The following is a 17644-nucleotide window of genomic DNA, read 5'->3' on the forward strand; positions in this document are numbered from 1 at the left end:
GTTGTCAGCCGGTAGGCTGATGACGCCGGGCGCGACGCCCGCTAGACCCGCCGCCATGAAACTGCCACGTCCGCCCGGTGCAAAAGGCGGATGAACGGACTCTTCGCCAAGGACCACGCATGACTCCGCCCGCCGACGCCTCCCTGCTGAATCCCATCGAGCTGTTCATGACCGCCGACTGGGTGGTCAAGACGGTGATGATCGGCCTGGCCGCGGCCTCGGTCTGGTCCTGGACCATCATCATCGACAAGGCGGTGCGGTTCTCACGCATGAACGCCCGCGCGACCGAGTTCGAAAAGCAGGTCGAGAGCGGCCGCTCGCTGGAGGAGGTCGCCGCCCAGGCTGGGCCTCAGCCGGTCGATCCCCTGCCGCGCATGCTGGTGCTGACCCTGCAGGACTGGCGCGAGGCGCGCGCGCGCGGAGCCATGACGGACACGCAAGGGAACATGCTGATCGCCCGTATCGACCGGGCGCTGGATTCGGTCATCGCTCGGGAAAGCCAGAATATCGAGAACGGTCTGGGCGTGCTGTCGGTGGTCGCCACGGCCTCGCCCTTCATCGGCCTGTTCGGCACGGTGTGGGGCATCATGAACGCCTTCGACAGCATTGCGGCGGCGGGCAACACCAATCTGACGACGGTGGCGCCGGCCATTGCCGAGGCCCTGTTCGCCACGGCTATCGGTCTGGCGGCGGCCATCCCGGCCTATATCGCCTTCAACGCCTTCTCGGTGTCGGCGGGCAAGTTCACGGGCCGTCTGGAGGCCTTTGCGGACGATCTGCAGTCGGCCATCGCCCGGCGTCTGGGCGCGCCTGCGACGCCTCCGCCCCCGCCGCCGCCGCCGTCGTCCGACCTGAACCTGCGCCGGGGCGCCTGATCCATGGCCCTGGGTGGAGGAGGCGGCGGTGAAGCGCGCGGGCGCGGCCGTCGCCGCGCGCGCAAACGGCCGCTGAGCGAGATCAACGTCACGCCCCTGGTGGACGTGATGCTGGTGCTGTTGATCATCTTCATGATCTCGGCGCCGCTGCTGACGGTCGGGGTGCCGGTCGAGCTGCCCAAGACCGAGGCCAGCGCGGTCGAGACGACCGACAAGCCGGTTACGGTCAGCATCGACCGGAACGGCGCCATCTTCATCGGCGAGGGCGAGGTCCGCTGGGAGCAACTGGCCCTGCGCGTGGCGGAAGAGGGCGGCGAGAACGCGCGCGACAAGGCCGTCTTCATCCGCGCCGACGGCCGCGCCCCCTATCAGGCCGTGGCGCGCGTGATGGCGCGCCTGTCGGCTTCGGGCTTCACCAAGCTGAACCTGATCACCGACACCGCCGCCGACGAGCCGACGGAGGGCTGACGGACCTTGCGCCGCCCCAGCCCCGCCATCCTCGGCTCCATCGCCCTGCACGCGGGGGTGGTGGCGCTCGCCTTCGTGTCCTGGTCGTCGAAGGACGAGCCGAAGCCGTTGGTGAACTCCGTGCCGGTGTCGATCGTCTCGGACATCGAGATCGCCGCTGCGCCCGCCGACAATCCGCAGGAGGAGCCTTCGCTCGAGGATGGGGAGACGGCCCCGGTCGAGACCCCGCCCGAGCCGACTCCGCCCGAGCCGGACCCCACGCCGCCCGCGCCGCAACCGCGCCCGACGCCGCCCGCGCCGCGCCCGACCCCGACTCCGCCCGAGAAAAAGGCCCCGACGCCGCGTCCCGCGCCTACGCCGCGGCCGACCCCGACGCCGCCTGAGAAGAAGGCGTCGACGCCGTCGCCCCGGCCCACGCCGACGCCGCCCGAGAAGAAGGCCCCCGCCACGCCGCCGCGTACGCGCCCGACGCCGGGACTGGACCTTGACGCCCTGGCCGGGCCGCCGCGCCCGACCCAGAACCGCGGCCGTCCGGCGCCGGGCCAGCAGGGCGCGGGCTCCGCGCCGCGCGCGACCGGGCCGCAGCTGGCCGCCCTGGGCGCTCAGGTGACGCCGAACTGGAACCTGAACTGCGACATGCCGGGCATGGACGACCTGGTGATCCGCGTGACGGTGCGGTTGAGCGCCGACGGCCAGATCATCGGCACGCCGCGCCTTCAGGACACCCAGAACGACCCGACTTGGCGCGCCGCGTCCGAGGCCATGTTGCGCGCGCTGCGGGCGACCTCGCCCTTCACCGTGCCCGATGGCTTCCAGGCGCAGGAAGTGCCCTTCCGCTTTGAAACCAAGCGTCAATGCGGGAACCGTTAGGACGTAAATCGCCTATCACCCCAAAGTCGCCCAAATCCCCGTGAAGCTGGCGATCATCCGCCGCGCTGATGTTAAGAGGGGCGGCCAGCCTGACCGTAACGACCCGAAGGATCGATCCATGCGCCTGAACCGCCTTCTCGCCTCGGCCGCCGTGCTTGCGATGACCGCGCCCCTGGCGCTGGGCGGGTCCGTCCAGGCGCAATCCACCCCGGCCGTCGGGGCGCCGATGCAGGATGTGGTGGTGGACGAGGGCGTGCTGCGCCCGCTTCAGATCGCCGTCGTGCCCTTCACCGGCCAGAACGGGTCGCAGATTTCGGGCGTCATCAGCGGCAACCTGAAGCGATCCGGCTTCTTCGATCCGCTGAACCCGGCCAGTTTCGTGGAGACGGGCCTGACCCTGGCCAACGCCCCGAACTTCCCGCAGTGGACCTCCATCGGCGCCCAGGCGGTGCTGTACGGCGGGGTGACGCCCCGCGCGGACGGGCGGATCGACGTGGGCTTCCGCCTGTACGACCCCTATCGCCAGTGCCAGCTGGTCTCCTATCAGTTCACCGCCACTTCCGAGCAGTGGCGCCGGATCGCGCACAAGATCTCGGACGTGGTCTATCAGCGCCTGACCGGCGAGGCGGGCTTCTTCGATTCCCGCGTCCTGTTCGTGTCCGAAAGCGGCACCCAGTTGAACAAGCTGTCGCGCCTGACCATCGTCGACCAGGACGGCTACAACCCCGTCTTCCTGACCCAGGGCGATGAGGTGATCATGTCGCCGCGCTTCTCGGCCTCGAACCCTGACGAAGTGACCTATGTGGCGCTGGGCAAGGACTACAGCCGCATCTACCTCTACAATCTGTCGACCGGCCGCCGCGAAAGCCTGGGCGAGTTCGACGGCCAGGTTCTGGCGCCGCGCTTCTCGAACGACGGGTCCAAGATGGCCTTCTCGATCATCCGGGGCGGCAACACCGACGTCTATGTGATGAACCTGCGCAGCCGCCAGCTGTCGCGTCTGACGACCGACCCCGGCATCGACACCTCGCCGTCGTTCAGCCCCGACGGCAATCAGATCGTCTTCACCTCGGACCGTTCGGGTTCGGCGCGTCTCTACACCATGCGGGCGGACGGCTCGGGCCAGCGCCCGATCAGCCGCGGCGGCGGCAGCTACACCGCCCCGGCCTGGAGCCCGCGCGGCGACCTGGTGGCCTTCACCAAGCAGCAAGGCGGCCGCTTCCACATCGGCGTGATGAAGTCCGACGGCACGGGCGAGCGCATCCTGTCGTCCTCCTATTTCGAGGAAGGCCCGTCCTGGGCGCCGAACGGCCGCTACATCGCCTTCGCGCGTCAGAGCCCCGGCGGCGACACCCGTCTGTGGACCGTCGACCTGTCGGGCCGCGTCGTGTCTCAGGCGGGCTATGACGGACGCGGTTCGGACCCGGCCTGGTCGGGTCTGCTGGATGCGCCGCCGGTCAATCTGGGCATCGGCCAGGGCGCGGATTCCTGCCCGGCCTGACGGGCTTACGGCTTCGTGAGATCACGAGCGGAGCCATTCCCATAAACTGTGCGTTATCGCGGCTGGCGCGGTGTTGCGCTGCGCGTTAGCAGCGCTCGCATACAGTCAAGCTAGAGGCGTCGGCCTCGAACCGAATGAGAAGGAGACGATCCATGAACACCTCCACCCTGATCCGGCTCGCCGCTGTCGGCGTCGCCATGGCCTCGCTGGCCGCCTGCACCAAGCCCAAGGTCGAGCCGGCCGTGCCGGTCGAAACGCCGCCGCCGGCCGTCGGTCCGCAGTATCCGACCGCCCCGACCGGCCCCGTCAGCGGCGGCAACGTCGGCGCCCCGGCGCCCGGCTCGGAGCAGGACTTCGTCGTCAACGTCGGCGACCGCGTCTACTTCGACCTGGACTCCTATTCGGTGCGCGCCGAGGCCCAGCCGCGTCTGGACGCCCAGGCCGCCTGGCTGGCCCGCTATCCGCAGGTCACGGTCCGCATCGAAGGCAACGCCGACGAACGCGGCACGCGCGAATACAACCTGGCCCTGGGCGCCCGCCGCGCCGAGGCCGTTCGCTCCTACCTGATCAGCCGCGGCGTTCCGGCCGCCCGCATCGACACCATCAGCTTCGGCAAGGAACGTCCGATCGCCGAGGGTTCGAACGAGTCGGCCTGGGCCCAGAACCGCAACGCCCGCACCGCCATCGTGTCGGGCGCGCCGCGCTAAACACGCGACGTAAAAACAGACGGATCGAGGCGTCGGCGTAAGCCGGCGCCTCTTTTCTTTGCGCCTCCAGACGATCAAAGTCCGCCGCGAATCCTGGGGAGGGACAGCATGGATCTGGAAGCGGCGGGCGGAGCGGTGACGGCGGGCGTCATCGCCGGGGCGATCGAGAAGCCGACGGGCCATGCGGGCGAAGCTCACGGCGCCTGCGCCGACTGCGGGGCCGAGGTTACGGGCAACTTCTGCTCCGACTGCGGCCAGGCGGCCCATGTCCACCGCACCTTGCTGCATCTGGGCGAAGAGCTGCTGCACGGGGTGATGCATTTCGACGGCCGTTTGTGGCGCACCCTGCCGCTGCTGATCCTCAATCCGGGGCGGCTGACCCGCGAATGGGTGCAGGGCAAGCGGACCCGCTACGTCTCGCCGCTGGCGATGTTCCTGTTCACCCTGTTCGTCATGTTCTTCGCCCTCAGCTTCATGCCGCATCAGGCGGTGACGCTGCCGTCCCTGCCGCAGCAGATCGAGGCCCAGAAGGAGGCGATAGTCGAAGCGGAGCAGGTCGCCGCCGCCGCCCGCAAGGAAGTCGATGCGGCGGAGGCGGCGATGGAGCCGTCGGACGGCTCGCCCCCGGCGTTCAACAGCGGCGCGCGGGCCGGCGCCGCCGCCGGCGCTCTGGCCGGAGCTGAAGCCGGCGTCATTGCTGAGAAGGCCAAGCTGGAGCGTCTGCAGAAGGACGCGATCGAGGGCCGCAAGGACGGTCTGGCCTCGGGCAGCTGGCAGGCCCAGGTGGCGGACATCGCCTCCAGCGTCGGCACGGACGGCCAGACCAACGGCCTGACCAAGACCGTCGCCAAGAAGCTGAAGAACCCGGACCTGGCGCTCTACAAGCTGCAGCAGACCATCTACAAATTCGCCTTCCTGCTGGTGCCGTTGTCCATCCCCTTCGTGGCCCTGATGTTTCTGTGGAAGCGGGGCTTCACCCTGTACGACCACGGGGTCTTCGTCCTCTATTCCCTGACCTTCATGTCCCTGCTGCTGATGGCGGTGGTGCTGGTCGCCACGACGCTGAAGGGAGCGGGCGCGGCGGCCGCGACGATCGCGGCCCTGATCGTGCCGGCGCACATGTTCGCCCAGTTGAAGGGCGCCTACAGCCTGAAGGTCTTTTCGACCCTGTGGCGGACGGTGGCGCTGCTGATTTTCTGCGAGATCGCGGCGACGCTGTTCATCGTCGCCATCATCTATCTGGGCCTCGGACATTGATCGGGGCCTTGCCGTCGCCGCAAATCGATGGGACGACAGGACCATGCTGAAGACGCCATTCCGCCTCACCAAACCCGCCGTCCTGACGGCGATCGGCCTGACCCTGATCGGGGGCGCCGTCGTCGCCCAGGTGCAGCCGATGGAGCCGATCCAGTGGGACAAGCGCCGCCTGGACCAGCTGGATCGTAACGTCCGCCGTCTGGAGCGCGCCCTGACCCAGCGCAACGCGGCCGGGGAGCCGGTGCTGGTCGAGACGGATCCCGAGGTCGTGGCCCTGCAAGGCCAGGTCTCGATCATGGAGCGCCGTCTGAGCGACGTGGAGCAGACGTTCCAGCGCATGAACGCCGACAGCGAGCGTCTGACCTTCCAACTGGACGAGGTCACGCGCGAGAACACGCAGCTGAGCCGCCGCCTGCGCGATCTGGAAGGCCGCGTCGAGCGCGCCGAAAAGGCCGCCGAGGAAGCCGCTGAACTGAACGGGCCGATCGTCGCCCACTCGCCGACCGGCGATGCGGCGCAGGATCTGCAGGCCGCCATGCGTCTGGCGGGCGAGGACGCGGCGCGCGGCGGACGCGCGCTGGAGACCGTCATCGTCACCTGGCCGAACACGCCTCAGGCGCGCGAGGCCAACAGCCGTTTGGGCGATCTGCACGTCGCCGCGCGCGACAACGCTTCGGCGGTTCAGGCCTACGCCGCCGCCCTGAACGGCTGGCCGCGCACGCCGTGGGCGCCCGAGACGACGCTGAAGCTGGCCGAGGCCCTGCGCGCCACCGACCGCGCGACCCAGGCCTGCGGCGCCCTGACCGAGTTCAGCCGCCGCTACGCCGAGGCGGCCACGGCGGCGCAGAAGACCCGCGCGACCCAGCTTCGGACGCGCGCCAGCTGCAGCTGATGGGCGATCTGGCCGGCCGGGATCTGCTTCGGCGGATTTGGGCCCGGCTGGACGCACGCCTGAACCACGCCGGGCCTGAGCCGGTCGTCCTGGCCCTGTCGGGCGGGGGCGATTCCCTGGCCCTGCTGGACCTCGCCGCCGGTTGGGCCAAGGCGAGGGGGCGGCGGCTTCTGGCCCTGACGGTCGACCACAATCTCCACCCCGACAGCGCGGACTGGACCCGTTTCGCCGCCGAGGCCGCGCGTGCGGCGGGCGCCGACTGGCGGGGGCTGGCGTGGCAGGGCGCGCGCGGCGGTCCCGGCGTCCCGGCGCGGGCGCGGGCGGCGCGTCACGCCCTGCTGGCCGAGGCAGCGCGGGAAGCAGGCGCGCGCGTCATCCTGACCGGCCACACCGCCGATGACGTCGCCGAGGGCGACTGGATGCGGGCCCAAGGCGCGACGCTGGGCCGCCTGCGCGAGGCGTCGCCGTCGCCTGCCTGGCCGGAAGGGCGAGGGCTGTTGCTATTGCGGCCTGTGTTGGGCGAGGGGCGCGAGACGCTGAGGGAGCATCTGCGCGCGCGCGGTCTGACATGGCTGGAAGACCCCGCCAACGCGGACCTGCGCTACGGGCGGGGCAGGGCGCGGGCGGCGCTGGCGCAGGTAGAGGGCCCTGCTGCGTCATCGGCGACTGTTGCTTGTGCGAGGGCGGCCCATGAGCCGGGCGACCAGACTTGGGCCGGGGTTCTGCCTCTATCGCGCGACCTGCCTGCGTCGATGCTGGCGGCCGTGCTGCTGTGCGCAGGCGGCGGCGCGACGCCGCCGCGCGGGGATCGCCTGGCGGCCCTTCAGGCGCGACTGGCGGACCGCGAGGACTTCACCGCGGTCCTGTGCGGCGCTCGCGTCGAGGCGTCCGGCGCGCATGTTCAGGCGATGCGTGAACCGGGCGAGTGGAAACGCCGCCCGCCTGCTGCGCTGGCCCTGCTGCCGGGGCGATCCGCCGTCTGGGACGGGCGTTTCGAGATCGTGACGGATCAGTCGGGCCTGCGCGTCGAGGCGGCCGCCGGGCGGCTGGCGCAACTTTCCGACGTCGAGCGCGCCGTTCTGGCGCCCCTGCCGCCCGCCGCGCGCGCCGCTGCGCCGGTGCTGATCGATCCCGAAGGACGGCTGGTTCTGGCCTGGCGCGGGGCGTGTGTAAGGGCGCTGGCGTCGCGACGTCTGGCGCTCGCCTTGGCGGCGTTCGGGGGCGAAACGACGCAGGAAGACGGACTCTTTCAATCCCTTCATGGCGAAACGCCGCCGTCTGACCTATTTTCAGAGAAAGACTGCTGATCGACGGACCGAGCGCGGCCGCGTCGAGGAACCGAGGACCGAATGAACCTGCGCAATTTCGCCATCTGGGGCGTGATCCTTCTGGGACTGGTGACGGTCTACGCTGCGATCAGCCAGAACGGCGGCGCCCCCGCCATGCCGGGCGCCAAGGGCGCCGCGGCCGCCGGTCGCCCCGAACCCATCACCTATTCCCAGCTGATGACCGCCGTTGAGCGTCAGGAGATCAAGTCGATCGTCGCGCGCGGCGAGACGATCACCGGCGTCTTCAAGAACGACAGCAAATTCACCGCCGTGACCCCGGTGCCCAACGCCGAGCTGGTCGAGCAGATCCGCAAGTCCGGCGTCGAGGTCGAGACCAAGAGCACGCGCCAGCCGTGGTGGTCGGGCCTGCTGGGCCTGCTGCTGCCGGTTGCGCTGATCATCGGCTTCTGGCTGTTCATCATGAACCGCATGCAGGGCGGGGCGAAGGGCGCCATGGGCTTCGGCAAGTCCAAGGCCAAGCTGCTGACCGAGCACAAGGGCCGCAAGACCTTCGACGACGTCGCCGGCGTGGACGAGGCCAAGGACGAACTGCAGGAGGTCGTCGACTTCCTGAAGGATCCGGCCAAGTTCCAGCGTCTGGGCGGCAAGATCCCCAAGGGCGCCCTGCTGGTCGGCCCTCCGGGCACCGGCAAGACCCTGCTAGCGCGCGCGGTGGCGGGCGAGGCGGGCGTGCCCTTCTTCTCGATCTCCGGCTCGGACTTCGTCGAGATGTTCGTCGGCGTCGGCGCCAGCCGCGTGCGCGACATGTTCGAACAAGCCAAGAAGAACGCGCCGTGCATCATCTTCATCGATGAAATCGACGCCGTGGGCCGTCACCGCGGCGCCGGCCTGGGCGGCGGCAACGACGAGCGCGAGCAGACGCTGAACCAGCTGCTGGTCGAGATGGACGGCTTCGAGGCGTCGGAGAACATCATCCTGATCGCTGCGACCAACCGTCCCGACGTGCTGGACCCGGCTCTGTTGCGTCCGGGCCGCTTCGACCGTCAGGTCGTGGTGCCCAACCCCGACGTCTCGGGCCGCGAGCGCATCCTGCGCGTCCACATGAAGGACGTGCCCCTGGCCGCCGATGTGAATGTGAAGACCCTGGCGCGCGGCACGCCGGGCTTCTCGGGCGCGGACCTGGCGAACCTGGTCAACGAGGCGGCCCTGATGGCGGCCCGCAAGGACCGTCGCATGGTCACGCACCGCGACTTCGAGGACGCCAAGGACAAGGTCATGATGGGCTCCGAGCGGAAGTCCATGGCCATGAACGAGGAAGAGCGCCGCCTGACCGCCTATCACGAAGCCGGTCACGCCATCGTCGCCATCAACGTCAAGATGGCCGACCCGGTGCATAAGGCGACCATCGTCCCGCGCGGCCGCGCCCTGGGCATGGTGATGCAACTGCCGGAAGGCGACCGCTATTCCATGAAGTTCCAGCAGATGATCGACCGTATCGCCATCATGGCGGGCGGCCGGGTCGCCGAGGAGCTGATCTTCGGGCCGGAAAGCATCACCTCGGGCGCCAGCTCGGACATCGAGCAGGCGACCAAGCTGGCGCGGGCCATGGTCACGCGCTGGGGCTTCTCCGAGAAGCTGGGCACGGTGGCTTACGGCGAAAACCAGGAAGAGGTCTTCCTGGGCCACTCGGTGTCGCGCAGCCAGAACGTCTCGGAAGAGACGGCCCGCATCATCGACGAAGAGGTCCGCCGCATCGTCACCGAAGGCTGGGAAGAGGCGCGCCGCATCCTGACCGAGAAGGCGGGCGACCACGAGAAGCTGTCGCAGGCCCTGCTGGAGTACGAGACCCTGTCGGGCGACGAGATCAAGGATCTGCTGGAGAACGACCAGCCGCCCAAACGCGACGACGAGAACGACACGGTCGTCGGTCCGTCGCTGTCGGTCCCGGCCACGCCGGAAGACGAGGCGGCGCCGCAGGCCGAGCCCGCCGTCCAGCCCGCGACGAGCGCGTAGAGCCTGTCCGGCAGGCCGGTATGAAAAGGGGCGCGTCCGTCGGACGCGCCCCTATTTTTTGCTCTGATCGAAAGCGGTTCAGCCTACGGCCGCTTCGGCGTCTTCGACCTTGACCAGGGTCAGCTTGCGCGCAGCGCCGGAGGTGTCGGGCCAGTTGATCGACTGGCCTTCCTTCAGGCCGATCAGTCCCGCCCCGACATAGGACAGGATGGAGACGCGCCCGGCGTCGATATCGGCGTCCTTGGGCAGCACCAGCTGGACGCGACGCACCTCGGGGCTGTGGTCGTCGACGTACTGAAGCCAGCGGTTCAGGGTGACGACGTTCTTGGGCATGGCCTTGGGCTCGCACACCTTGGCGCGGTCCAGTTCCTGTTGCAGCAGGCCGGCGGGGCCTGAGCCGGGCAGGTCGCCGACCAGGCGGTCCAGGGCGTCGAAGTCGTCGCTGCGAAGCGTGATGGCGGGCAGGGCGCCCTTGCGGGGGGTGGTCATGAGGAAAACTCTCTGGAAATTCGGGCGACGTCAGGCGGCCGAGGGGCCGTCGTCGTCGGGCTGTTCTGGATCGGCATGTTCGGGGTCGGACGGCGCCCCAGGCGCGGTCGGCCTCCGAAACGGAATGATGTCGGCGCCGCGCGGCGGTTCGCCGGGACGGCTGTCGTCCGTAGTGTCTGGGCGGCGTGTCATGGCGCAAATCTACGCGAGCGGCTCCAGGCCGGCGCGGTCCTGCAAAATGAATGGGGGAAACAGGAGACTTAAAGCAACTTGGTCCCGTAACGGGCGCCCGGCGCAGGGGCGCACGGCGGACCGCTACGGGTTAAAGGCCTTCGACGCGGCGTCCCGCGTGGGTGAGGCGTCGAGCCTGGCTGACGAAGCGTTCCATTGCCTTTAGAGGCTGGACCCAGGCGCGGTGAAAGTCAAACTGCGGCCTCTGGAGTCGATGTCGCATGACCCATCAATCCCTCGTGAAGCCGCCGCTCGTCATGGGCATCCTCAACGTCACGCCGGACAGCTTTTCCGACGGCGGGCGGCACGCCACGATCGAGGCCGCCCTGGTTCACGCCCTGAAGTTGATCGAACAGGGCGCCGACGTGCTGGACGTGGGCGGAGAAAGCACGCGCCCCGGTTCGGATCCGGTCGATGAGGCCGAAGAGATCGCCCGCGTCGCGCCCCTGATCGCCGAGATTCGCGCGCGCTGGGGCGGCCGGATCAGCATCGACACCATGAAGCCCGCCGTCGCCCGCGCCGCTGTCGCCGCCGGGGCGACGATGTGGAACGACGTCACGGCCCTGAACCATGCGCCCGACAGCCTGGCGACCGCCGCCGAACTGGGCTGCGAGGTGGTGCTGATGCACATGAAGGGCGCGCCCAAGACGATGCAGGACGACCTGCGCTATGACGACGTTGTGGCCGAGGTCGTCGCCTTTCTGGCGGCGCGGGCCGAGGCGACCGTGGCGGCGGGTATCGCGCGCGAGAAGATCTGGCTGGACCCCGGCATCGGCTTCGCCAAGACGACGGCCCACAATCTGACACTGACGGCGCGACTGGGCGCCCTGGTCGATCTGGGCTTTCCGGTCCTTTACGCCGCCAGTCGCAAGCGTCTCATTCAGGGCGTGGACGCCGCGGCGATAGAGGCGGGCGATCGTCTGGGCGGCTCTCTGGCTCTGGCGCTGGAGGGCGGGCGGCGCGGCGCCCGCATGGTGCGGGTCCACGACGTGCGCGAAACGGTCCAGGCTCTGAAGCTTCAGGCGGCGGTGACGGCGGCCGGTTAAGCCTCAGCCCTTCCAGTCAGGCAGCACCTGATCGGGGAAGCGATCGACGATGAATGTCGGCTCGATCGCCCGCTCCAGCCACAGTTTGGCCCCTGCCAGGACCAGGGTGAAGCCTTCCATGGCGTCAAGCGCGGCCTTCACCCCTTCATCCGAGGCGGGAAAGCCCCGGTTGAAGATTTCGACCCAGGTCGTCTTGCCGCGCGCTTCGAAGCGCCATTCGACCTCGGTCGGCTGATCATCCAGGTTCCAATCGACAAGAATTCGCCGGTTAACCTGAACATCCTTGACCAGGACGCGGGTCGAAACGCCGTACATCCCCCAGGTCCATGTCACGGTCGCTCCCTGTGACAGGCGACGATCGCCGTGGGTGAACCAGAACCACGACGTCACCCCTGGTTCGGTAAAGGCTTGATAAACCTCATCGATGGGGCGTCGAATGAGTATTCCGGTATGAACTGTGGGCGTCGACATGCAGACCCATTCTTTTTGGGAATCGAGGCGGCAACGCTTGTAGTCGAGTAATTGTTTCTGTGGCGTGAATAAAAGAATGCAACCTAAGTGATAACTCAATGTCGACGAACGTTACCATGTGTAAATGTTTATAGTGATCGTTGTTCATGCATGTTGTTGTGGTGATGGACTGTCCTGTGGGCGGGGAGTGCTGGGATCGCCTGGCGCTTGCGTTGCAAGGGCAGGCGGCCTCTTGTCTGAATGGGCGCCATCCGCCATTCAGCCGTCATGTCTTGGCTTCTGTCTCTTAATCCCTGGCTGGTTCTCGTGGTGGCGGGGCTGTTCGAAGTGGGCTGGGCGTCCGGCGTCAAATACGTCGGCGTGCAGCGGCCGTTGATCTCGTTGGGCGTGGCCGTAGCCTTGGCCGCCAGCATGGTCGGGCTGTGGGCGGCGACGCAGCGCCTGCCGGTCGGCACGGCCTATGCTGTGTGGACGGGCATCGGCGCCGTGGGTGCGGCGGTGGTCGGGGTGGCCGTCTATGGCGAGCCGGCGACGGCGGTGCGGGCGGTCTGCATCCTGCTGATCGTCGCGGGCATCGTCGGGCTGAAGCTGTTCTCGGGCGTGACGGTATGAAAGGCCGGGTGCTGATCCTGGCGGGCTCGGATTCCGGCGGCGGCGCAGGCATCCAGGCGGACATCAAGGCCGTGACCATGCTGGGCGGGTTCGCCGCCACGGCGATCACCGCCATCACCATCCAGAACACCCTGGGCGTTCACGGCGTCCACCCCGTGCCGCTGGAGGTGATCGAGGCCCAGGCCACGGCGGTGCTGGACGACATCGGCGCCGACGCCCTGAAGACCGGCATGCTGGGCTCGGTCGAGGTGGTGGAGAGGGTCGCCGGTTTGATCGACTATGCGGGGGGCGTTCCGGCCGTGGTCGATCCCGTCATGATCGCCAAGGGCGGCTCGCCCCTGCTGGAGGACCGCGCCGTCGAGGCCGTCCGCCGCCTGATGGTTCCGCGCGCGGCCCTGCTGACCCCCAATGCGCCGGAGGCCGAGGCCCTGACCGGGCTGGAGGTCGCCGATCTGGACGGCCAGCGCCGCGCGGGCGAGGCGCTGTTGAACATGGGCGCGCGGGCGGTTCTGATGAAAGGCGGCCATGTGCCGGGCGCGACGGTGGTCGACCTGTTGCTGACAGCCGACGGCGAGACGGTGCTGGAGAGCGAACGGATAGAGACGCGCCACACGCACGGCACCGGCTGCACCCTGGCCAGCGCCTGCGCGGCGGGGATCGCCAAGGGGCTGCCCCTGCCGGTCGCGGTGGCGGAAGCCTGGGCCTATGTCGCCGAAGCCATCCGCCGCGCGCCCGGCCTGGGTCAGGGTCACGGTCCGCTGGATCACGCCTGGCCGGTGCGGGGCTGAGGCCGCTTGGCGCGGCGCCGGAATCGCCCTCACAGGACGGCATGACCCTGGAAGCTCGCCTGACCGAGATCGTCCGCGCCGACGCGGGCCTGATGCACGTATTGACCGTGATGCGGGAACTGAATCTGCCCGACTGGCGGCTGTTCTCCGGCGCCGTCTATCAGGCGGTGTGGAACGCCCAGACAGGCCGCCCGGTCGGCTATGGGATCAAGGACTACGACATCGGCTATTTCGACGCCGACACCTCCTGGGACGCCGAGGACGTCGTCATCAAGCGCGTCGCCGCCGCCTTTGAGCCGCCCCTGCGCGATCAGGTCGAGGTGCGGAACCAGGCGCGGGTCCATCTGTGGTTCGAAGACAAGTTCGGCGAGCCCTATGACCCCTTGACCTGCACCGACGACGCCCCGGCCCGCTTCGTGGCTCCGGCCTTCGCCGTGGGCGTGCGGCTGGAGGCGGACGACGCGATCAGCGTGGTCGCGCCCTTCGGACTGGAGGACGTGTTCGCCATGACCATCCGCCCCAATCCGACGCGCGGCCTGGCCAAAGGTTGGGAACGAGTGATCGCCAACGCTCGCGGCCGCTGGCCCGAGATCACGGTCGTCGACGGGGCTCAGCCGACGGCGTAGCGCGCGGTGATCCCGTCCGGCTGGAAGTCGTGGGCGGCCAGCCGGTCCAGCGAGGCGAGGACGCGCGCGGCGAAGGCGTCGGGGTCGCCCTCCTCGACGGCGGGCCGCAGCCAGTCGGTGACGACGGCGCGCGCCGGATAGGTTCCGACCGGGCCGGGCGCGCTCAGGGCGACCTCGATCCCCTCAGCGATCCAGCCCGCCACGGTGATGAAGAAGTCCATCCCGAGCAGAAAGTCCGAACGGCGCAGGACATAGAGGGTGATGATCCCGTCCTCGACCCCGTCAGGCCGCACGATCACGCCGCTGCGGTCGGGACGCCAGTCGTCGGACAGTTCGACCGCCCGCCACAGGCAGAACCAGACCCGACAGGTCTGCGGCCGGACCTCATGCACGGAACACCCCGCGCCGTTGACGCAATAGGCGCACAGTTCGCCCGTCGGCTTGGCCAGTTCGGGCAGGTCCAGCGGGATCACGCGGCAGCATTCGACGCAGCCGCCGCAGGTGCGCTCAGGAAGAAGGGGCAGGGACATGGCCGCCGTCTAGCGCAGGTCGGGCGCAAATTCGCGGGCTTTGACGGAGTTCTGGCGCACGGGGCGTCCCGCCCTGCGACCCGCCGGACCGCAGGGCGGGGCCATGCATCAGGCGCGCGCGGCCTGGCTGCGGGTCGAGGGCAGGCGCAGATAGGCTTCCAGCGAGTCGTCGAACGCCTTCATCCAGGGCACATGGTGACGCGCCGCCAGCGTGCCGGTCAGGACCGAGCGATAGCATTTGTCGCGATAGCCCATGATGTCGGCCTTCTTGTCCTTCTTCCACTGCAGGAAGATCCGGTTGATGTTGTCGATGTCGAGATCCGGATAGTCGGTCTGGGCGATCAGGCGCTTGATGTATTCGCCCTGGTATTCAAAGGCCTCGGCATCCGTGCGGATTTCGACCTCCTTCTCGCGCCAGTGGTCGTTGGCGGCCTCCATGTCCGCGCGCGACGGCAGCTGGATGCGGTCCATGATGATGTCGCGCGTCAGCCAGGCCTGGGCGTCGAACATGTTGAAGCTGTACCAGAGATCCTGCATCCCCAGGTAGAACAGCTTGGGATTGGGCGTGAAGGCCACGCCTTCATACAGGTTCAGCGGCCACAGACGGTTGCTGGTCTTCAGGCGCAGTTCGTCCGGCAGGAAGGGGAAGTGGTGCTTGTAGCCGGTGCACAGGATGATGGCGTCGACGTCGCGGCGCGTGCCGTCGCTGAAGTGGGCGGTCTTGCCGTCCACGCGCGTCAGGCAGGGCTTTTCCTCCCAGCCCTTGGGCCAGTCATAGCCCATAGGCCGGCTGCGATAACTGGTCGTGACTGATTTCGCGCCGTATTTGTAACATTGGGAGCCGATGTCCTCTGCCGAATAGCTGGAGCCGATCAGCAGCACGTCCTTGCCCTTGAACTCGGCCGCGTCGCGGAAATCGTGGGCGTGCAGGATGCGGCCGGGAAACAGGTCGAAACCCGGATAGGACGGCGCGTTCGGCGTCGAAAAGTGGCCGGTGGCGACGATCACATGGTCGAACGTCTCGGTGGTGCGGCGACCGGCCGAATAGTCCTTGGCCGTCACGGTGAACCGGCCCGACGCCTTGTCGAAGACCACGTCCTTCACAGCGGTGTTGAACCGGATGTACGGGCGAATGTTCGCCTTGTTCACCCGGCCTTGGATATAGTCCCACAGGACTTCGCGCGGCGGATAGGAAGAGATCGTCTTCTTGAAATGCTCGTCGAAGGTGTAGTCTGCGAACTCAAGGCATTCCTTGGGGCCGTTCGACCACAGGTAGCGGTACATGCTGGCGTGAACGGGCTCGCCGTTCTCATCGATGCCGGTGCGCCAGCTGTAGTTCCACATGCCGCCCCAGTCCTTCTGCTTCTCGTAACAGACGATCTGGGGGATGTCCGCGCCCTTGTCGCGGGCCGACTGGAAGGCGCGGAGCAGGGCCAGTCCCGAAGGGCCGGCGCCGATGATGGCGATACGTTTTTGCTTGGGCATATTCACTCTGGGCTGATGGGTCAGAGGCCCCGGCGCAGGGCGGCGCTGCGGCCGCAAATCACACGGGGCGAACGAAGGGCCGAACCGCCAGCACTCCCAATATATGGAATGAGGTCATGGAATCGGCGCGCGAAAATATAAAATCGTCTTAATATTTTAGAGTTCATACTTATCGGATTGAGTGTTTATCTTTATAATTCTTCGATTGATCGGCAACATCAGAACAAATGTCTTTTTAGCGAATATGAAGAAATATTCTCCAAGTTGTTCTCATATTGTCATTTCAATCCTTCGATTATGAAACAATGTTGGCCTGATCGCAAATTTCGACCACCGAAGCACAATTTCAAGGCGCGTCCGAAAAGTCGTTTCTTCCCGCTGTCAGGGCGTTTGGCGGGGTGCGAGCGCGCCGCTAGCCCGTGCGCTTCGTCCGACTCGAGGACGATGGGGCGGTTGGCGTGCAGCGGCGGCCCGCCGTCCTGCATTCCCGCTGAATTCCGAAGAGAATCCGGCTAGACTCAGCCCATGCATGGTCGTTTTCCGATCCTCTACATCGCCGAGGCGGACGCCGAGGAGGCGGTCCTGTCGTCGGGCGTGTTGGCCCAGTTGGTCGAGGCCATCCCTCAGGCGACCTTCACCGTCGTCGGCTCGCCGGCCAGCGCGCCGCTGTTCGCCGACCTGCCGCGTCTGCAGCGGCTGATCACCCTTGACCGCGACGGGCGCTGGGACTGGATCGCCCTGTGGAACCAGGTGCGCGAGACCAACTGGGGGCTGGTGGTCGACATGCGCGGCTCGACCCTGTCGGGCAAGCTGCGGCGCCAGCGTCGGGCGGTTCGGGGCAAGACCCTGCCGGGCGTGCATCTGGTGGAGCAGGCGGCGCGGACCCTGCAACTGGACGAGATTCCGCCGCCGAAACTGTTCATCGCACGGGATGCGCAGGAAGCGGCCGACGCCCTGATCCCGCCGGGCGAAGGTCCGATCCTGGCCGTCGGGCCGGGCGCAGACTGGATCGGCAAACGCTGGCCCGCCGATCGCTACGCCAAGGTCGCCATCTCCCTTCTGGGCGAGGGCGGGCCGCTGGCGGGTGGACGGCTGATGATCGTGGGCGAGGAGGCGGACCGCGACGCGGCCCAGACCGTCCGCTCGGCGGTCAAGCGCGACCGGGTGATCGAACTGCAGGGGCGGCTGACGCGCCTGCAGACGGCGGCGGCCCTGTCGCACGCGGACCTCTATCTGGGCGGCGACTCCCTGTGGACCCAGCTGGCCGTGGCGGCGGACGTTCCGGCAGTGGCGGTGTTCGGCCCTTCGGACGAGACGCTGAAACGCCCGTGGACCGGCGTCGCCGTACGCGGCCCGCGCACCCTGGATGAGTTCCGCGAACTGGACCCGCGCCTGAACCAGCACATCCAGCACATGATGGACCTGCCCTATGAGCGGGTGCTGAAGGCGGCGAAGAAGCTGCTGGCCGAACGGACGGCCTGATCGCCCTCGGCT

At 68.2% G+C, this 17644-nt stretch carries 19 protein-coding genes; 14 read left to right on the top strand and 5 right to left on the bottom strand.

All coding sequences use genetic code 11. From position 1 onward, the window contains the following. Nucleotides 1-119 precede the first annotated feature (119 nt). From tolQ to ftsH, 9 genes are all read left to right on the top strand, one after another. Entirely contained in the window at nt 120-875 is a 756-nt protein-coding gene (gene tolQ / locus BJP32_RS06490) for a protein TolQ (RefSeq protein ID WP_076223392.1), read from the top strand. A gap of 3 nt (nt 876-878) precedes the next feature. After that, nucleotides 879-1343 (top strand): ExbD/TolR family protein, encoded by a 465-nt coding sequence (locus tag BJP32_RS06495; RefSeq protein WP_076223393.1) that lies wholly within the window; start codon nt 879-881, stop codon nt 1341-1343. Nucleotides 1344-1349: 6 nt separating this feature from the next. Then, complete coding sequence (locus BJP32_RS06500; RefSeq protein WP_076223395.1) at nt 1350-2213, top strand: TonB C-terminal domain-containing protein; 864 nt, start codon at nt 1350-1352, stop codon at nt 2211-2213. Nucleotides 2214-2331: 118 nt separating this feature from the next. Then, nucleotides 2332-3714 carry a Tol-Pal system beta propeller repeat protein TolB gene (tolB, locus tag BJP32_RS06505; RefSeq protein WP_040344558.1) on the top strand — a complete coding sequence of 461 codons (1383 nt, stop codon included), beginning with the start codon at nt 2332-2334 and terminating at the stop codon, nt 3712-3714. A gap of 152 nt (nt 3715-3866) precedes the next feature. Next, a complete protein-coding gene (gene pal, locus BJP32_RS06510; RefSeq protein ID WP_003163860.1) occupies nt 3867-4421 on the top strand; it encodes a peptidoglycan-associated lipoprotein Pal in 555 nt (184 codons plus the stop codon). A 108-nt stretch (nt 4422-4529) separates the two neighbouring features. After that, nucleotides 4530-5678: a DUF3667 domain-containing protein gene (locus tag BJP32_RS06515; protein ID WP_076223396.1), complete on the top strand. Its 1149-nt coding sequence runs from the start codon at nt 4530-4532 to the stop codon at nt 5676-5678. 43 nt (nt 5679-5721) lie between these two features. Next, on the top strand, nt 5722-6570 hold the full coding sequence (locus BJP32_RS06520) for a tol-pal system protein (RefSeq protein WP_046651808.1): 849 nt from the start codon (nt 5722-5724) through the stop codon (nt 6568-6570). Beyond that, the gene (tilS, locus tag BJP32_RS06525; protein ID WP_083673909.1) at nt 6570-7877 is read left to right on the top strand and encodes a tRNA lysidine(34) synthetase TilS; all 1308 of its coding nucleotides are present in this window, start codon (nt 6570-6572) and stop codon (nt 7875-7877) included. Before BJP32_RS06520 ends, tilS begins: the two co-directional genes overlap by 1 nt. 42 nt (nt 7878-7919) lie before the next feature. After that, on the top strand, nt 7920-9872 hold the full coding sequence (gene ftsH / locus BJP32_RS06530) for an ATP-dependent zinc metalloprotease FtsH (RefSeq protein WP_003163855.1): 1953 nt from the start codon (nt 7920-7922) through the stop codon (nt 9870-9872). A gap of 78 nt (nt 9873-9950) precedes the next feature. On the opposite strand, the gene rnk is transcribed toward ftsH, so the two are convergent. Together rnk and BJP32_RS17325 are read right to left on the bottom strand one after the other, a co-directional pair. Continuing rightward, complete coding sequence (gene rnk / locus BJP32_RS06535) at nt 9951-10361, bottom strand: nucleoside diphosphate kinase regulator (protein ID WP_003163854.1); 411 nt, start codon at nt 10359-10361, stop codon at nt 9951-9953. Between the two features lie 30 nt (nt 10362-10391). After that, nucleotides 10392-10553 (bottom strand): hypothetical protein, encoded by a 162-nt coding sequence (locus tag BJP32_RS17325; protein WP_157683788.1) that lies wholly within the window; start codon nt 10551-10553, stop codon nt 10392-10394. A 260-nt stretch (nt 10554-10813) separates the two neighbouring features. Between BJP32_RS17325 and folP the strand changes: the two genes are divergently transcribed. After that, the gene (gene folP, locus BJP32_RS06540; RefSeq protein ID WP_046651806.1) at nt 10814-11638 is read left to right on the top strand and encodes a dihydropteroate synthase; all 825 of its coding nucleotides are present in this window, start codon (nt 10814-10816) and stop codon (nt 11636-11638) included. A 3-nt stretch (nt 11639-11641) separates the two neighbouring features. Here folP and BJP32_RS06545 read toward each other — a convergent pair whose 3' ends face one another. Next, nucleotides 11642-12109, bottom strand: a complete 468-nt coding sequence (locus BJP32_RS06545; protein WP_046651805.1) for an SRPBCC domain-containing protein — start codon at nt 12107-12109, stop codon at nt 11642-11644. 267 nt (nt 12110-12376) lie between these two features. Here BJP32_RS06545 and BJP32_RS06550 point away from each other — a divergent pair, with 267 nt between their 5' ends. Genes BJP32_RS06550 through BJP32_RS06560 form a run of 3 tightly spaced genes read left to right on the top strand, consistent with a single transcriptional unit; the run spans nt 12377 to nt 14135 of the window. Then, the gene (locus BJP32_RS06550) at nt 12377-12721 is read left to right on the top strand and encodes a multidrug efflux SMR transporter (protein WP_003163849.1); all 345 of its coding nucleotides are present in this window, start codon (nt 12377-12379) and stop codon (nt 12719-12721) included. Next, entirely contained in the window at nt 12718-13509 is a 792-nt protein-coding gene (gene thiD / locus BJP32_RS06555) for a bifunctional hydroxymethylpyrimidine kinase/phosphomethylpyrimidine kinase (protein WP_046651804.1), read from the top strand. The genes BJP32_RS06550 and thiD overlap by 4 nt, the downstream gene beginning before the upstream one ends. 41 nt (nt 13510-13550) lie before the next feature. After that, the gene (locus BJP32_RS06560; RefSeq protein WP_046651803.1) at nt 13551-14135 is read left to right on the top strand and encodes a nucleotidyltransferase family protein; all 585 of its coding nucleotides are present in this window, start codon (nt 13551-13553) and stop codon (nt 14133-14135) included. Here BJP32_RS06560 and BJP32_RS06565 read toward each other — a convergent pair. Together BJP32_RS06565 and BJP32_RS06570 are read right to left on the bottom strand one after the other, a co-directional pair. Then, nucleotides 14120-14665 (bottom strand): hypothetical protein, encoded by a 546-nt coding sequence (locus BJP32_RS06565; RefSeq protein WP_076223398.1) that lies wholly within the window; start codon nt 14663-14665, stop codon nt 14120-14122. The two genes, BJP32_RS06560 and BJP32_RS06565, sit on opposite strands and share 16 nt — an antisense overlap. Nucleotides 14666-14773: 108 nt before the next feature. Further along, nucleotides 14774-16150: an NAD(P)/FAD-dependent oxidoreductase gene (locus BJP32_RS06570; protein WP_040344551.1), complete on the bottom strand. Its 1377-nt coding sequence runs from the start codon at nt 16148-16150 to the stop codon at nt 14774-14776. A gap of 525 nt (nt 16151-16675) precedes the next feature. On the opposite strand from BJP32_RS06570, the gene BJP32_RS06575 reads away from it, so the two are divergent. After that, nucleotides 16676-17632, top strand: a complete 957-nt coding sequence (locus BJP32_RS06575) for a glycosyltransferase family 9 protein (protein WP_076223399.1) — start codon at nt 16676-16678, stop codon at nt 17630-17632. The last annotated feature ends 12 nt before the right edge of the window (nt 17633-17644 follow it).

Source organism: Brevundimonas sp. ZS04 (assembly GCF_001956865.1).
In the GTDB taxonomy this organism is placed as follows: Bacteria; Pseudomonadota; Alphaproteobacteria; order Caulobacterales; family Caulobacteraceae; genus Brevundimonas; species Brevundimonas diminuta.

What these genes read in the sequence shown, in the direction of transcription:
- tolQ (WP_076223392.1), top strand. Translation starts at nt 120, where the DNA reads ATGACTCCGCCCGCCGACGCCTCCCTGCTGAATCCCATCGAGCTGTTC.
- BJP32_RS06495 (WP_076223393.1), top strand. Translation starts at nt 879, where the DNA reads ATGGCCCTGGGTGGAGGAGGCGGCGGTGAAGCGCGCGGGCGCGGCCGT.
- tolB (WP_040344558.1), top strand. Translation starts at nt 2,332, where the DNA reads ATGCGCCTGAACCGCCTTCTCGCCTCGGCCGCCGTGCTTGCGATGACC.
- pal (WP_003163860.1), top strand. Translation starts at nt 3,867, where the DNA reads ATGAACACCTCCACCCTGATCCGGCTCGCCGCTGTCGGCGTCGCCATG.
- BJP32_RS06515 (WP_076223396.1), top strand. Translation starts at nt 4,530, where the DNA reads ATGGATCTGGAAGCGGCGGGCGGAGCGGTGACGGCGGGCGTCATCGCC.
- BJP32_RS06520 (WP_046651808.1), top strand. Translation starts at nt 5,722, where the DNA reads ATGCTGAAGACGCCATTCCGCCTCACCAAACCCGCCGTCCTGACGGCG.
- tilS (WP_083673909.1), top strand. Translation starts at nt 6,570, where the DNA reads ATGGGCGATCTGGCCGGCCGGGATCTGCTTCGGCGGATTTGGGCCCGG.
- ftsH (WP_003163855.1), top strand. Translation starts at nt 7,920, where the DNA reads ATGAACCTGCGCAATTTCGCCATCTGGGGCGTGATCCTTCTGGGACTG.
- rnk (WP_003163854.1), bottom strand. Translation starts at nt 10,361, where the DNA reads ATGACCACCCCCCGCAAGGGCGCCCTGCCCGCCATCACGCTTCGCAGC.
- BJP32_RS17325 (WP_157683788.1), bottom strand. Translation starts at nt 10,553, where the DNA reads ATGACACGCCGCCCAGACACTACGGACGACAGCCGTCCCGGCGAACCG.
- folP (WP_046651806.1), top strand. Translation starts at nt 10,814, where the DNA reads ATGACCCATCAATCCCTCGTGAAGCCGCCGCTCGTCATGGGCATCCTC.
- BJP32_RS06545 (WP_046651805.1), bottom strand. Translation starts at nt 12,109, where the DNA reads ATGTCGACGCCCACAGTTCATACCGGAATACTCATTCGACGCCCCATC.
- BJP32_RS06550 (WP_003163849.1), top strand. Translation starts at nt 12,377, where the DNA reads ATGTCTTGGCTTCTGTCTCTTAATCCCTGGCTGGTTCTCGTGGTGGCG.
- thiD (WP_046651804.1), top strand. Translation starts at nt 12,718, where the DNA reads ATGAAAGGCCGGGTGCTGATCCTGGCGGGCTCGGATTCCGGCGGCGGC.
- BJP32_RS06560 (WP_046651803.1), top strand. Translation starts at nt 13,551, where the DNA reads ATGACCCTGGAAGCTCGCCTGACCGAGATCGTCCGCGCCGACGCGGGC.
- BJP32_RS06565 (WP_076223398.1), bottom strand. Translation starts at nt 14,665, where the DNA reads ATGTCCCTGCCCCTTCTTCCTGAGCGCACCTGCGGCGGCTGCGTCGAA.
- BJP32_RS06570 (WP_040344551.1), bottom strand. Translation starts at nt 16,150, where the DNA reads ATGCCCAAGCAAAAACGTATCGCCATCATCGGCGCCGGCCCTTCGGGA.
- BJP32_RS06575 (WP_076223399.1), top strand. Translation starts at nt 16,676, where the DNA reads ATGCATGGTCGTTTTCCGATCCTCTACATCGCCGAGGCGGACGCCGAG.